Source organism: Calothrix sp. NIES-3974 (assembly GCF_002368395.1).
Classification (GTDB): domain Bacteria; phylum Cyanobacteriota; class Cyanobacteriia; order Cyanobacteriales; family Nostocaceae; genus NIES-3974.
The window spans coordinates 5,100,400-5,115,146 of the sequence record NZ_AP018254.1; the positions used below are offsets into that span (position 1 = coordinate 5,100,400).

At 41.8% G+C, this 14,747-nt stretch carries 8 protein-coding genes; 6 read left to right on the plus strand and 2 right to left on the minus strand.

The features are described from left to right. Positions 1–36 precede the first annotated feature (36 nt). Entirely contained in the window at positions 37–996 is a 960-nt protein-coding gene (locus CDC37_RS20390; RefSeq protein ID WP_096624592.1) for an arsenic resistance protein, read from the minus strand. Between the two features lie 553 nt (positions 997–1,549). Here CDC37_RS20390 and CDC37_RS20395 point away from each other — a divergent pair. The 3 genes from CDC37_RS20395 to nifJ all read left to right on the plus strand — a co-directional run bounded on the left by CDC37_RS20395 (position 1,550) and on the right by nifJ (position 7,616). Continuing rightward, positions 1,550–2,695 (plus strand): substrate-binding domain-containing protein, encoded by a 1,146-nt coding sequence (locus tag CDC37_RS20395; RefSeq protein WP_096624594.1) that lies wholly within the window; start codon positions 1,550–1,552, stop codon positions 2,693–2,695. 276 nt (positions 2,696–2,971) lie between these two features. After that, positions 2,972–3,313, plus strand: coding sequence for a hypothetical protein (locus tag CDC37_RS20400; protein WP_096624596.1), 342 nt, complete (start codon positions 2,972–2,974; stop codon positions 3,311–3,313). Positions 3,314–4,067: 754 nt separating this feature from the next. Continuing rightward, positions 4,068–7,616, plus strand: a complete 3,549-nt coding sequence (gene nifJ, locus CDC37_RS20405) for a pyruvate:ferredoxin (flavodoxin) oxidoreductase (protein ID WP_096626469.1) — start codon at positions 4,068–4,070, stop codon at positions 7,614–7,616. A gap of 142 nt (positions 7,617–7,758) precedes the next feature. On the opposite strand, the gene speD is transcribed toward nifJ, so the two are convergent. Further along, on the minus strand, positions 7,759–8,169 hold the full coding sequence (gene speD / locus CDC37_RS20410; RefSeq protein ID WP_231943505.1) for an adenosylmethionine decarboxylase: 411 nt from the start codon (positions 8,167–8,169) through the stop codon (positions 7,759–7,761). Between the two features lie 288 nt (positions 8,170–8,457). Between speD and CDC37_RS24545 the strand changes: the two genes are divergently transcribed. From CDC37_RS24545 to CDC37_RS20420, 3 genes are all read left to right on the plus strand, one after another. Then, positions 8,458–8,808 carry a hypothetical protein gene (locus CDC37_RS24545; protein WP_157780800.1) on the plus strand — a complete coding sequence of 117 codons (351 nt, stop codon included), beginning with the start codon at positions 8,458–8,460 and terminating at the stop codon, positions 8,806–8,808. Next, positions 8,739–9,533, plus strand: a complete 795-nt coding sequence (locus tag CDC37_RS20415) for a Tab2/Atab2 family RNA-binding protein (RefSeq protein ID WP_096624600.1) — start codon at positions 8,739–8,741, stop codon at positions 9,531–9,533. The genes CDC37_RS24545 and CDC37_RS20415 overlap by 70 nt, the downstream gene beginning before the upstream one ends. Positions 9,534–10,649: 1,116 nt before the next feature. Beyond that, positions 10,650–13,730 carry an ABC transporter transmembrane domain-containing protein gene (locus tag CDC37_RS20420; protein WP_096624602.1) on the plus strand — a complete coding sequence of 1,027 codons (3,081 nt, stop codon included), beginning with the start codon at positions 10,650–10,652 and terminating at the stop codon, positions 13,728–13,730. Positions 13,731–14,747 lie beyond the last annotated feature (1,017 nt).

Genomic DNA, 14,747 nt, shown 5'->3' on the forward strand with positions numbered 1-14,747 from the left:
AAGCTTTTTCGGGGCTAAAGTCGCTACTACGAACCCCTAATTGACATCCCTGCGTCGAATTAGTAGCAATAGTTGGGAAACCAGCACCATCACTGGTAACTCAATCAATGGACCAATCACCAAAGCTAGACTAATTAAGGGTTGCATGGGGAAAGCTGAAGCTGCGATCGCCAGGGAAAGGGGGGAATTGCGAGCTAGGGTGGTGCAACTTAAGCAAGCATATTCTGGGTAGGAAAACCCTAGATAATGTCTGATTCGTTCTGCGAGGATAAAGTTAACCACGAAAAAGAGGAAAACAGGGATAAATAGTTCTAGGATTAATTCTGGACGCTGTATGATTACCTGTCCTTGGGAAGCAAAAATACTGGCGATCGCAAAATTCAAACTAATTATTTGCAGTCCAGATATTTTGGCGAGGATTTGCTGGAAATAAATATCACCTTTGCGCTTCCGTATTATCTGTCGGCTGATTGCAGCTATTAATAAGGGTACAACTAATACCAAAAATACACTCTGTAATAATTCAATTGGGTTTATTTCTACCAACCTTCCTGCAAAAATCAAGAGATATACTGGTAATAAAATCACCTGAAGAAGAAGATTTAAGGGTAATAAAGCCGTTGCTAAAGCCACATCCCCTCCAGCCACACCCGTAAATACAATGTACCAATCTGTACAAGGTGTGACCATTAACATGAGTAAGCCGACGCGGAAATCGGGGTTGTTTGCTAAAAAAATAGCTCCATTTACCCAAGCAAAAATGGGAGTCCAGATAAAGTTAATTATCAGACTGACCAATGTCACCCGCAAATTCCCTAAACCTCGTCTAAAATCCTTTAAGGGTATAGGTAAAAAAGTTGCGTATAACATTAATGCCAATAGGGGAACAATTATCTGGGAAGCAAGATTAGCAAACCATTCAACCTGAGCTAATAGTAATCCTGCAACAACTGAAAGCAGCACAAGAAACGGCTGTATCCGCTCGAAAAATGACATTTATTTAATTTCCAAAGAGCGTGTTTATAGCCTTTCTTATTCTAATGAGATACATCAGAACCCATCCCTCCGCGATCACAATTTTTCAGCAAGCCCTATTTATCATTGTTGACTACTCCCGATTCCCTGCTCCCTGTACAGAAGACCCGACGGGTCGTCTCTACTCCCTGATTTCAACGACAATTTTTACGACCCACCTATTTAGGGCTTGCTGAAAAATAGTAAAGACACGATATATCGCGTCTCTATGTATCACAAGAATTAGAGGGGATTTTAGTCACAAAAAGCGCTTTCCAAATAGGTCTATGGAGTTCAAAAACCTTGCATTTGTAATTTTTGAGAGCTAAACAAAAGTGGAATTTTGAGGTTAAAACTATTCCCTACTCCCTACTCCCTGTTCCCTAACCTCACGCAAAGACTTTTTCCGCAGACCCTATGTAAATATTAAAAGCAACTTTTCACACAACCTCTAAATTCAAGATGTATTGTGATTGCCTTGGCTTCGCTATACTACATAACAGCCTACAGCAATCCCCAAAAATCATAACTTACCGTGAAACAGGAAGTTCTGCGCAATAACTTAAAACAGATTAGAACCCGCTTGGGTATGAGTCAGCAGGATTTAGCCAACTTAGCTGGTGTCACCCGACAGACGATTAGTGGGGTGGAATCGGGACAGTATGCTCCTTCTACCACTATTTCCCTACGTTTAGCGAAAGCTCTTGGTTGTCAGGTGGAAGATTTATTTTGGTTAGAGGAAGATTTACCAGAAATTACTGCCATCCCAGCACAAAACTTGCCTGTGGGACAGGGCTTACGGGTGATATTAGCACGTATTGGCGGGGAATGGGTAGCCCATCCCCTAATCGGTCAAGATGCTTTTCGCACGGAGATGATTCCTTCTGACGGGGAGGGAAATCGCCTGTTAGGTGTAGATACTGTTTTGGTAAAATTACTAGAGGAACCACAAAAATTACTACATACAGTAGTGTTAGCTGGTTGTTCTCCAGCCCTATCCTTGTGGGCAAAAGCAGCAGAACGTTGGCATCCGGAACTAAGGGTACACCTAACTTTTGCTAACAGTATGGCTGCTTTACAGCGTTTGTGTCGGGGGGAGGTTCACATTGCCGGGATGCATCTGTATTCTTCCCAAGCTCAAGAACATAATACACCGTTTGTACGTAGTGAACTCAAAAATGTGGGTAAAAAACAAACAGCAGTGTTGATTAATTTGGGTGTTTGGGAAGAAGGTCTTTTGGTACAACCAGGTAATCCGAAAAACTTGCGTACCATTGCTGACCTAGCGCAACCAGGAGTAACCATCGTCAATCGCGATCGCGGTTCTGGTAGTCGGGAGTTATTAGAAAGAAAAATGACGGAAGCAAAGATACCTTTTACGGCTATCCAGGGATTTGACCACATCGTCAGTGGTCATCAGGATGTGGCTTTAGCTGTTGCGAAGGGAATTGTAGACGCAGGGGTAAGTTCGGCTGCTTTAGCCGTTGCGTTTGGATTGGATTTTATTCCTTTACATCAATCTCGCTATGATTTGGTGATTCTCCAGCAGTATTTAGAGGAAGCTCCTGTACAGCAATTACTCAGCACCCTAGGACATCGACAGGTGATTTCCCAACTCCAAGCCCTCGGTGGTTATGATACCAGTTTAACTGGGGAAGTAGTAGCGACTGTTGAGGGTTGACAAGTTAGTACCATAGCGGAAATTATCGATGCTTTTTTACGCAAATCCAAGAAACCTTCTCCTAAGCAGATATTTGATTGCCTCACATTATGTACTGCCTGTAATGGGGATATATGCTGGGATAGCACTCTTGATATCGAAAATGCAAAATTTGATTTTCTCTATTCTGAGATAGATGCTTGGGAAACTGTACGTCGTGGATTTGAGAATGACCAATATATTGATACTCACTGCTGGGTATTTACGCCTCAATCTTTTGGAAAAATTTTAAATTCATTGATTAATTTGGGACTTTTTGACTTTGAAATTGAGCAATTTTATCCCACAAAAGGATGTGAGTTTTATGTGAGTTTAAAAGCTCTGAATATTCGAGAATTATCCTTAAGTGAAAGGCAAGCAATTCAGCGACAAAGTTTAGAAAAAAGTTTAGCACTACTCCAATACACACCACCAGAAAAAGATTCTCTAACTGTGGCACTTGAACGGATTGAAGAACTGGAAAAAGCGCTTGTATCTGCTCAACAACGGATTGAAGTAATGGAGACCAGCAAGTTTTGGAAAATCAGACAAAAATGGTTTCTTCTAAAGAAAATACTCAAACTCCCAACACATGAGTAATTCTGCTTAATAACTCGCGTTAGAATGCTATATTCGTAGTCCGGCACATTAATTTTATTGGGTAAATAAAGGCACGTAATAGCGCTAGTCTACGACGACCCTGCGGTTATAGCGCCTTTATATTTTATATCAACACTATCGTTTTTTGGGAGTGGGGAATCGGGAGAGACGCAACATATCGCGTCTGTACAGTTTATAACGATAAATATACTGAGCCTATTGATTGTCTTCCATAGGTGGTTGTTCAAGCATTTATTAATACTTGACTGACATCCTCTCAAAAAAAAGAAAACTTTTACCTGTTTCCTGTTCCTTTTTTTTTTAATCACTAAAAAACATATTACCAGTAATATATACCTCTTTTGGTATGTTTATTAGTAACAATATTTGCCAAAAATAATAGTTATAATTTATAAAAATCGGATTTGTTAGGATATTTTTTGCTTTTTGAATAGAGACAATTAATTATGTAGTTTTATTTATACATAATATTAATTATATAAGAATTCTACTTGAATCTGGCTCAGTATACTGAGAAGTCAAGCTTATAGGCAGCTTGATTGTTCAAAAATCAAATAGGAGTCCTATAAGTTCCCAAATTATTTAAAAGTCAAAGATTTTAAAAACCAATGTGTCTATTCAAATTGAATCTGTACTAATGGAAAAGTTATTTCTAACTAAAACCCTAATTAATAAAATATCAAAAATCATTAACCCTCAGAAAATCTCAAAATAATCACATCAGGAGAAGATGATGGAGCGGAAATTTGCCACGATTGACGGGAATGAAGCTGTTGCAAGGGTTGCCTATCATTTAAGTGAAGCGATCGCAATTTATCCCATTACCCCTTCTTCACCTATGGGTGAATGGACGGATACCTGGTCGGCAAATCAACGTCGGAATCTCTGGGGAACGGTTCCCCGTGTGGTGGAAATGCAGAGTGAAGGGGGGGCTGCTGCTGCTGTTCATGGTGCTTTACAAGCGGGTTCTCTGACGACTACTTTTACTTCTTCCCAGGGTTTGTTGTTAATGATTCCTAACCTCTACAAGATTGCTGGGGAGTTGACTAGTTTTGTGATTCATGTGGCTGCACGTGCTTTGGCTACCCATGCCCTGTCAATTTTTGGCGACCAAAGTGATGTGATGGCTGCACGGGGTGCGGGATTGGCGATGTTGTGTTCTAATTCGGTTCAGGAAGCCCACGATTTTGCTTTAATTGCCCAAGCTGCTACCTTGAGGTCACGGGTGGCTTTTATGCACTTTTTTGATGGATTTCGCACATCCCATGAAGTGCAGAAGGTGCAGTTACTGAGTGATGCAGATATGCAAGCTCTAATTGATGAAGAGTTGATATTGGCACATCGGTCACGGGCTTTAACGCCGGATAATCCGGTTTTACGCGGTACTGCCCAAAATCCCGATGTATTTTTTCAAGCTCGTGAAGCGGCGAATCCCTACTACAGTGCTTGTGCGGATATTGTGGCGGATGTGATGGCAAAATTTGCGACTCAAACCGGACGACACTATCATATCTATGAATACCACGGTGCTGCGGATGCGGAACGGGTGATTGTTTTGATGGGTTCGGGTTGTGAAACGGTACATGAAACGGTGGATTATTTGAATGCAAGGGGTGAAAAAGTTGGGGTACTGAAAGTGAGGTTATTTCGTCCCTTTGCTGTAGAGAAATTTATTGCCGCCTTACCAAGTACAATTAAAGCGATCGCAGTTTTGGATCGCACGAAGGAACCGGGGAGTGCGGGAGAACCTTTGTATCAAGATGTGGTGACGGCAATCCATGAGGGTTGGTTAGCAACACCATATCCCCGTATTGTCGGTGGACGTTACGGTTTATCATCGAAGGAATTTACTCCGGCGATGGTGCAGGCTGTTTTGCAAAATTTAGCCCAAGCACAACCACAAAATCATTTTACAATTGGGATTCATGATGATGTGAGTCATACATCTTTGAATTATGACCCGAATTTTTCCACCGAATCGGACAAAGTTGTGCGAGCAATGTTTTACGGTTTAGGGTCAGATGGAACGGTGGGGGCAAATAAAAATACAATTAAAATTATTGGTGAAGAAACTGATAATTATGCCCAGGGATATTTTGTGTATGACTCGAAAAAATCTGGTTCCATGACGGTTTCTCACCTCCGTTTTGGTCGTGAACCAATTCGTTCGACCTATTTAATTAATCAAGCTAATTTTATTGCTTGTCATCAATGGGTATTTTTAGAACGAATTGATATCCTGGGGACAGCGATGGAGGGGGCAATTTTTCTCTTAAATAGTCCATACCATGCAGATGAGGTGTGGGAATATTTACCTATTGAAGTACAGCAGCAAATTATTGAGAAAAAACTCAAATTTTATGTCATTAATGCCACCAAAGTTGCCCGGGAAAGTGGCATGGGGGGACGGATCAACACAATTATGCAAGCTTGCTTTTTTGCCCTAGCTAACATTTTACCCCAGGATGAAGCCATCGGAAAAATTAAACAAGCCATTGAAAAAACCTACGGTAAAAAAGGCACAGATATTGTTAATAAAAATCTCCAAGCAGTTGATAATACCCTAGCCAATCTACAAAAAGTCAATATCCCCCATCACCTCCAACCAGCCAAAACCAAACTCCAACCCCCCGTCCCCATCAGCGCACCCGAATTCGTCCGCGATGTCCTTGGTAAAATGATAATTTGGCAAGGCGATCGCCTACCCGTATCCGCTTTACCAGCAGATGGTACATTCCCCACCGCTACATCCCAATGGGAAAAACGCAACATAGCCCAAGAAATACCCGTTTGGGAAACCGATATCTGCGTTCAATGTAGCAAATGTGTAATTGTCTGTCCCCATGCGGCAATTCGCAGTAAAACCTACGATGCAGTAGAACTAGCCAAAGCACCACCCACCTTCAAATCCACCGACAGCAAAGATAGGGACTTTCATGGTCAAAAATTTACCATCCAAGTTGCTCCTGAAGACTGCACCGGTTGTGGTATCTGCGTTGATGTCTGTCCAGCCAAAGACAAACAAAACCCCCAACGCAAAGCCATTAATATGCAACCCCAGCGACCCCTGCGAGAACAGGAACAACAAAACTGGCAATTTTACCTCAGTTTACCCAACCCAGACCGTCGTCACCTGAAAGTTAACCAAATTCGCCAACAACAACAACAACAACCCCTATTTGAATTTTCCGGAGCCTGTGCCGGATGTGGCGAAACCCCCTACCTTAAATTACTGAGTCAACTATTTGGCGATCGCGCCTTAATTGCCAACGCCACCGGCTGTTCCTCTATTTACGGCGGTAATCTACCGACCACCCCCTGGTCAAAAAATCACCAAGGTCAGGGTCCTGCTTGGGCCAATAGCCTATTTGAAGACAACGCCGAATTCGGCTACGGTTTACGCCTATCCCTCGACAAACACCGGGAATACGCAGGGGAATTACTCCAAGAACTTGCTCAACACCCAGAATTTACTGACCTCGCAACGGCAATTTTAAACGCACCCCAACAAACGGAAGCCGATATTTGGGAGCAAAGGGAGCGGGTAGAAAAACTCAAACAGCTATTAGCAAACACAACACATGACCTAACGACGGTAAAACATCTCCAATCCCTAGCCAATTACCTCGTCAAAAAATCCGTCTGGATAGTCGGTGGTGATGGTTGGGCTTACGACATAGACTTTGGTGGTCTGGATCACGTCCTAGCAAGTGGAGCTAACGTCAACGTCCTAGTGATGGATACGGAAGTATATTCCAATACCGGAGGTCAATCCTCAAAAGCTACGCCCAAGGGAGCGATCGCTAAATTTGCAGCCAGTGGGAAACCCGCAGCTAAAAAGGATTTAGGCTTGATAGCCATGACCTACGGCAACATCTACGTAGCCAGTGTTGCCTTAGGAGCCAAAGACGAACAAACACTGAAAGCATTTATCGAAGCAGAAGCCTACGACGGACCATCCCTAATTATCGCCTACAGTCATTGTATCGCCCACGGCATCGACATGACCACCGCCATGAGCCACCAAAAAGATTTAGTCGCATCCGGACGCTGGTTGCTATACCGTTACCATCCCGACCGGATCAAACAAGGCAAAAACCCCCTCCAATTAGATATGCGATCGCCACACCAACTAGCTCAAGATTCAATGTACAAAGAAACCCGCTTCCAAATGCTTACCAAGAGTAAACCTGACCTAGCGAAACGATTATTAGAGGAAACCCAAAACGATATTCACCAGCGTTGGCAAATGTACGAATATCTGGCAGCCAAACAAATGTAGAATCATGTAGAGACGTAATATATTACGTCTCTACATTTTGATGTATTACGTCTCTATAATAAACAGCAAGAATCCCCGAATCCAGACAACCAGGATTCGGGAAAACGGCATTTAACCAAACTATTCAATTTCTGGGAAACCGCTACAATATCTCAATCTTTGGCTGGGGATTGGGAGAAAACTCTCCTCCCCGTGGCATTTTCATAAATGTATGCTTACCGGATTGAAATGCATCGATGAGATATCTACATGCTTCTACTGGCTTTGAGTGTTCACCACAGGTAAACACATCTGCTGCTAGGTAGCCATTTTCTGGCCATGTATGAATCGATATGTGAGACTCTGCAAGTAGAGCTAGCGCTGTTACACCTTGGGGTTGAAACTGAAACTCAATTTGCTTCAGCAAGGTGGATTTTGCTTTTAATGCGGCTTCCTGTAATGCCTTTTTAATAAACTCCAAATCATTAAGGAGTTCTAGGGGACACTCGTATAGTTCTAAAATGCAATGAACCCCTACAGGTATTTCGGGACTGTATATACTTCCAGACGTGATTTCGGTAGAGGAATTATCCGTAGTTTGCTCTTGACTCGTATGGTCGTGGTGGTTTTTTGATCCAACCTGCAATCCATACGTTGACTTGGTTGATGTGATTGTGTTAACGCTCAACTCTTGAACATCAACACACACATCATCTTTGAGCTCTGCTACGGAACCCATACCGACTTCAAAACGCCAATCTTCCATTTTAATGTTCCTTCAACAACTAACATAAAAATCCATGACAAGGTTGTTTTGCTTTTCAGCACAAGATAAACACCTAGGTTCGGGAACCAGATCAGGATGCTTATCTCATTCTTCGAGCAGTCTGCGCAAGCGCATCCACACGAATTTACCATAATAACAGATTGCGCTAAATTTGGCGAAATAATTTGGGGGAATTTACGGATTTTTTCCCAAAAATATTGTAGAGACGACCCGACGGGTCGTCTCTACGATGGGTTGTCAACGGGTCGTCTCTACGATGGGTTGTCAACGGGTCGTCTCTACGATGGGTTGTCAACGGGTCGTCTCTACGTTTTATCCTGTATCCTGTATTCTGTACCCCGTTCCACCCTGACAAAATGGCTATTTGGCAAGTTGATTTTTATCGCTATCCCCAAGGGAATGGTGACAATCTTTGGGAATTACTGATTTGCGACGATTCCGGACAATTCCGTTACAATGCCACCTGTCCACCTCACCAAGCCAATTCCACCTGGTTAACAGTCCAATTTCAACAAGCTTGCCAACAATTAGTTGCGGAAAAAATTCAGGTTTTTCGTCCCCAGGCTTTAAGTCTGATTAGCACTGCGGCAAATAACCTCAATATAGCCGTAGAAGCGACACGACGTGCACCCCAACTCAAAGCCTGGTTAGATGAGAAGCATTATAATTACACCATAGAAAAAGCCCCTCCAGTCCCCCTACCCGATAATTTGTTGGGGGAGACCTGGCGATTTGCAGCTTTACCAGCACGGGATGTGATTACAGAATTTTGCGATCGCCCAATTCCAATTTTACATCTTCCCGACTATCTTGACCCTCTCCATCTAGGATTGCCTTCTAATCAACCTATTCCCGGTATTATCCTCTATGGTGGTCGCCAATCTATGCCCCTAGCACGTTGGATACAAACCCAAAATCCAGTATGGATAAATTATATCCCTAGCAATCCTGATGGTTTGATTCTCGAAGCTGGATTAGCAGAAAGATGGGTTTTCAGTACCTTTGAAGATGAAGAAGTCAAAAATGCTGCCCGTATTTATCAACAACGGCAAATCGCAGCTAAAGGTTTACATTTTTTACTGATTCAACCCGACGATTCGGGAATTACCTATACGGCAATGTGGTTACTGCAAGCAGAAGTCGATTTGTAAATATTTTTTGAAATTTCCTGTGTTTTCCTCCAATTAGGATGTAAATATAGTTAGTAGAGAGTGAAATTACGGAAACACAATTTACCGAATAATTACTGATTTATCGAGTCATCAGGTAGGGATTGTCCAATCCGATTTCAAGCTTCACTAATCATGGGTGCATAATTCCTTAGACACTTAGCAGCTAGTAGTCTACCACATTAATTAATTTTGCTTGATGGGTTAAAAAAGGCACGTAGTAGCACTTTAGCACCTTGATGATAAGGCTTTTTCGAGACTAAAGCCACAACTACGAACCCATCACCTGGATTTCTCACGAGTAAGTTGTAAGCCTTGAGTAAAAAATTAATTTTGCTTCTACTCCCTACTCCCGTACAGACGACCCGTCGGGTCGTCTGTACCCCCTAATTCCCTGTGACTTTTAGGGTTTTGTGAGAAATGCAGGATCAGAACTAATGACACAGACCACTAGTAGTAATTTTATCTTGGTGAGCGATACATCTACCAAATCTGGTTCGAGGTACATTTAAGTTTCATATTTTTTAATGGTGTTGATTGCTAACTGTTAACAGTCAACAAGGTTTTGGTTTGGCTATATATGCTTTCCACGCTGATGTGTTTCTCTTTGGGTTTGTTAACAGTTGACTGATGACAGTAGCAATTTTGATTAAAGGTTGTAGGGGAACCACTAAGTTGCGCGGGTTAAGCGCGTTGAAGTATCGTTGGAGGTACATAAATTAATGTGCAGTGATATGATTCATCTTCTGCACCGTAACCCAACAAGAAATTTCTTGTAGAACTAGTAATTAGGGTATTTTGATTAATTGTTCGATTTATTGTTGTTGAGGTTTTACTTGTTTTCCGTATCAGAGAATTTGTTGGGTTCCACTGCGTTCCATCTTATCTAGAATTATCTAATATCGTTTTACTTTGGAGTTGATACCTGACGGGGAGCTTTAGGGAGCAGAGGAAGAAAATGTGTCAAAATTTTAGTGAAATGGTATAAAACCCAAAATCTGGAAACGCGTAGCAAATCGACCGTAGGGTAATCCAAAATCCAAAATCTAAAATCTAAAATCCAAAATCCAAAATCAAATCCAGGGTATAGGAGTAGTGATGCTAGAAATTTCCTCAACCCAAAACACTACCAAGGTTGCAACAGATAGTAGTATTAACACCCAAAAACTACTCATCGAAACCCTTGCAACCAGTTTTCCCCATCTTGATAATCAGATACAGCAATTCAGTCAAAATTGGACGATGATACAGGTACGTCTAGGGGATGAAATTTTTAGCTTGTCTTCCTCTGGAAATATATCTCAACAAAATCTGTATCTAGTTTGTCAGGGACGGGTACGGTTACTGGGAATAGATCCCAAAACCCAGAAAGAAGTGTGTACAGCAGTTTTAGAACCAGGAGACAACTTTGGTGGAGATAGGTTGATTAATGAAAATGCGATCGCCTATCGAGGGGTTGCAGCTAGTGCTAGCATCATCGGGGTACTTCCCCTATCGACCTTCACCAACTGGTGGGAAAAAATACCCTCGCTGCAAACTTCATTCACCACAACGGTAGAGGAAAGACAAAAGCTGATTTTCCTCAAAACTCGAACCGAACTCAAAACCTATTCTAGTCATCTGCTCAAACAAGTCGCACAACACATCCATGTCATCTCGGTTCCAGCTGGTGAAACCCTTGAGACGGTGACAAATTCCCAACCCGGTCAATACTGGTTATGTCAAGGGACAGTCATCACTACTCCCGAACCCAACCAGGTTAAATCCCTCCACCCAGGTGAAAGTTGGATTTATCCCTCTACCACCCCATCCCCCCTGAAAGCAGAAACAGACCTACGCATATATTACCTGCCAAAGGAAAATCAGGATTTACTTCACCATGATTCCCCTCACCGTCCCTTAGTCAAACCACCACCAATTCCTACCACTTCCCAGACAGACTCCCAACAACCCCAAAAGCAAACCCCCACCCTAGCAACACCAGAATCCAACGTCATTCAGTTTCCCCGTCCCCAAAAACGTAGACAACGCTGGTTGCAAGCAAATCAACCCTTTGTCCGTCAACAAAGCGTCACCGACTGTGGTGCTGCTTGTTTAGCCATGATTTGTCAATACTGGGGTAAGCGCTTCAGTATTAATATGTTGCGAAATGTTGCCGAAGTTGGACGTTCCGGTGCATCTTTAAAGAGTTTAGCAGCAGCAGGTGAAAAAATTGGCTTTCAAACCCGTCCAGTACGAGCAAGTTTAGGACGTTTAATCGGTGAAAACCCTTGGATTGCCCATTGGCAAGGCGACCACTATATTGTAGTGTATCAAATTCGCGGCCAACGGATTACGGTTGCCGACCCAGCCATTGGTAGACGTGTTCTCACAGTTGCGGAATTTCAAACGGGATGGACTGGTTATGCATTACTGTTACATCCCACAGCAGCACTGCAACAAATTCCGAATTCCCAACCTTCCTTAAATCGGGTTTGGAGTGCATTCTTACCCTATCGGGGTTTGGTGACACCAATTTTATTAGTATCGGTATTGATGCAAATTTTTGGGTTAGTCACACCCCTATTTACCCAGATAATTCTTGACCAAGTAGTTGTCCATAAAGCCCTAGTTTCCTTGCATGTTTTTGCCATTGGTTTATTACTGTTTAGTGTGTGGCGAATTGGATTACAAGGGGTGCGACAATACCTGCTAGATTACTTTTCTAATCGGGCTGATTTAACATTAGTCAGTGGATTTATTGCCCATGCTTTAAACCTACCCTTGCAATTTTTTGCAGTGCGTCATGTTGGTGATATTGTCACCAGGGTACAGGAGAATCACAAGATTCAAATGTTTATTACTCGCCAAGCTTTAACCACCGGATTAGATGCAGTGATGGCGGTAGTATATGTGGGGTTAATGGCTTATTATAACTGGTCTTTAACCCTGTTGGTATTGGCAATTTTGCCACCTATTATTATTTTAACAGTATTTGCTAGTCCGGTGCTGCGGAAAATTTCGCGAGAGATTTTTCATGAATCAGCCCAGCAAAACTCCGATTTAGTCGAGATGTTGACGGGAATTTCCACCGTCAAAATGGCAGCAGCAGAGCGAGAATTACGTTGGCGTTGGGAAGACCATTTAACAAGTATGTTTAATGCCCAATTTAAAGGGCAAAAAATGGCGAATAATCTGCAAATTATCAGTGGGTTAATTAACTCTTTAGGGAGCGTTGGTTTATTGTGGTATGGAGCCAATTTAGTTATCCATGACCAATTGAGTATCGGTCAATTTGTGGCCTTTAATATGTTAATTGGTAACGTCATCAATCCCGTTTTAGCCCTAGTCGGATTATGGGACGAGTTGCAAGAGGTATTAGTATCCGTAGAAAGACTTGAGGATGTATTTTCAGCTAAAGCCGAAGAAGGTATAGATAACCCCCTACTGATTCTGCCACCAATACGCGGTGAAGTCGAATTTGAAAACGTCAACTTCCGTTACAGTAGCGATGATCAGCGCTATACCCTACAAAATATCTCCTTTTGCGCTCATCCCGGTCAAACTATAGCCATTGTCGGACGGAGCGGTTCTGGGAAAAGTACCCTGATCAATCTGCTCCAGGGTTTATACCATCCCAGTAGCGGTAGAATCCTGATTGATGGTCACGATATTCGTCATGTTTCCCCCCAATCATTGCGTCAACAATTAGGGGTAGTTCCCCAGGAATGTTTTTTGTTTTCAGGGACAATTTTGGAAAATATTACCATCTATCGTCCGGAATATAGCCTGGAAGAGGTAATTAAAACCGCTAAACTTGCTGAAGCTAACACATTCATTCAAAATCTCCCCCTAGGATACAACACCAAAGTAGGAGAACGGGGTTCATCCCTATCGGGAGGACAACGACAACGGATTGCGATCGCCCGTGCATTACTGGCAAATCCCTCGATTCTGATCCTCGATGAAGCAACCAGTTCCCTGGATACGGAATCAGAACGCAGATTTCAGGAAAACCTGCAAATGATTTGTCGCGATCGCACTACCTTTATTATCGCCCATCGTCTTTCAACTGTACGCAATGCTGATTATATTTTAGTGTTAGACCGAGGTCTAATTGTGGAACGGGGAAATCACGAAGATTTAATTAATCTTCGTGGTCTTTATTATCATCTTGCTCAACAACAGTTGGATTTGTAATTGAGAAGGAGACAGGAGATTTGAAGTATCTGAGTTTGTTTATGAATTATGACTATTTACATTGTTGCGTAGAGATGTAGAAATACTACATTGACTATATTTGGTGAATTGGTATTATTCAATCACAAAAATCTGCCAAATTGGCATAGATGTATGGTATAAAATTTAGGTTTATTGTATACTATGTATAGGTGAATACAGCAAACAAAAAAAATTAAAATCACAGTCATGATGAATTTTATCCGACACCGATTTTCAATCATGACTTTGTAGAAGCCGAAGTAAATTTGATAGCTTTTGATGGTAATTGCAGAAAGAAGCGCAGATTTTTCATCAAGATGAGGCAGTAATTATTATCAAATTTAGTCGCTGAGTTGAATTTGATAGACGATGAATTAGCGCATTGTTACTCTTTGATTTTCAATACAGAGTGTTGACTTATACAAATTTAATATGAAGACGCATAGAAAGAACCCCACCCTAACCCTCCCCGTAATCGGGGAGGGGACTAGATTTCTCCCTCTCCGTAGGGTGAAGGAGTGGGTTCAAATTATGTACAACTTTACATTAAATTGGTATTAAGTAAGTAGGTGTAAATTATTATTTGCTTATAGTTACGCTTTAGCGCTACAGGTGCAGCCTTTTCCTTGAGTAGCGCAAATAGGAGTCAAATAAGGAGATTCTACTTTTCTGGAAATATTACTCTTTACTTCTACGGAGAAAATTAAGTTATTCCGTCAATCAATATCCACTGATAATAACAAATTTTCATCTTCTATAATCCTCCAATTTTCATCAATATATCAGGTTATAAACCTTTGATTTGATGATAACAATATACTCTCATCAAGAGTCATAAAATCAAATATTTCATAGTCTGTATATATCCGCCCTTTCATGGGAGACTACAGCCAAAATATGAGGGAAACCTAGACTCCAGTGAACATGAAAAATATTAAATCTCCCAATATTCTAATCCCTCTTTTTCCTTCAAATCCACTTACTAAAAACCCAATT

Excerpts from the sequence above, each read along its gene's own strand:
- CDC37_RS20420 (WP_096624602.1), top strand. The coding sequence starts at position 10,650 with ATGCTAGAAATTTCCTCAACCCAAAACACTACCAAGGTTGCAACAGAT.
- CDC37_RS20390 (WP_096624592.1), bottom strand. The coding sequence starts at position 996 with ATGTCATTTTTCGAGCGGATACAGCCGTTTCTTGTGCTGCTTTCAGTT.
- nifJ (WP_096626469.1), top strand. The coding sequence starts at position 4,068 with ATGGAGCGGAAATTTGCCACGATTGACGGGAATGAAGCTGTTGCAAGG.
- CDC37_RS20415 (WP_096624600.1), top strand. The coding sequence starts at position 8,739 with ATGGCTATTTGGCAAGTTGATTTTTATCGCTATCCCCAAGGGAATGGT.
- CDC37_RS24545 (WP_157780800.1), top strand. The coding sequence starts at position 8,458 with ATGCTTATCTCATTCTTCGAGCAGTCTGCGCAAGCGCATCCACACGAA.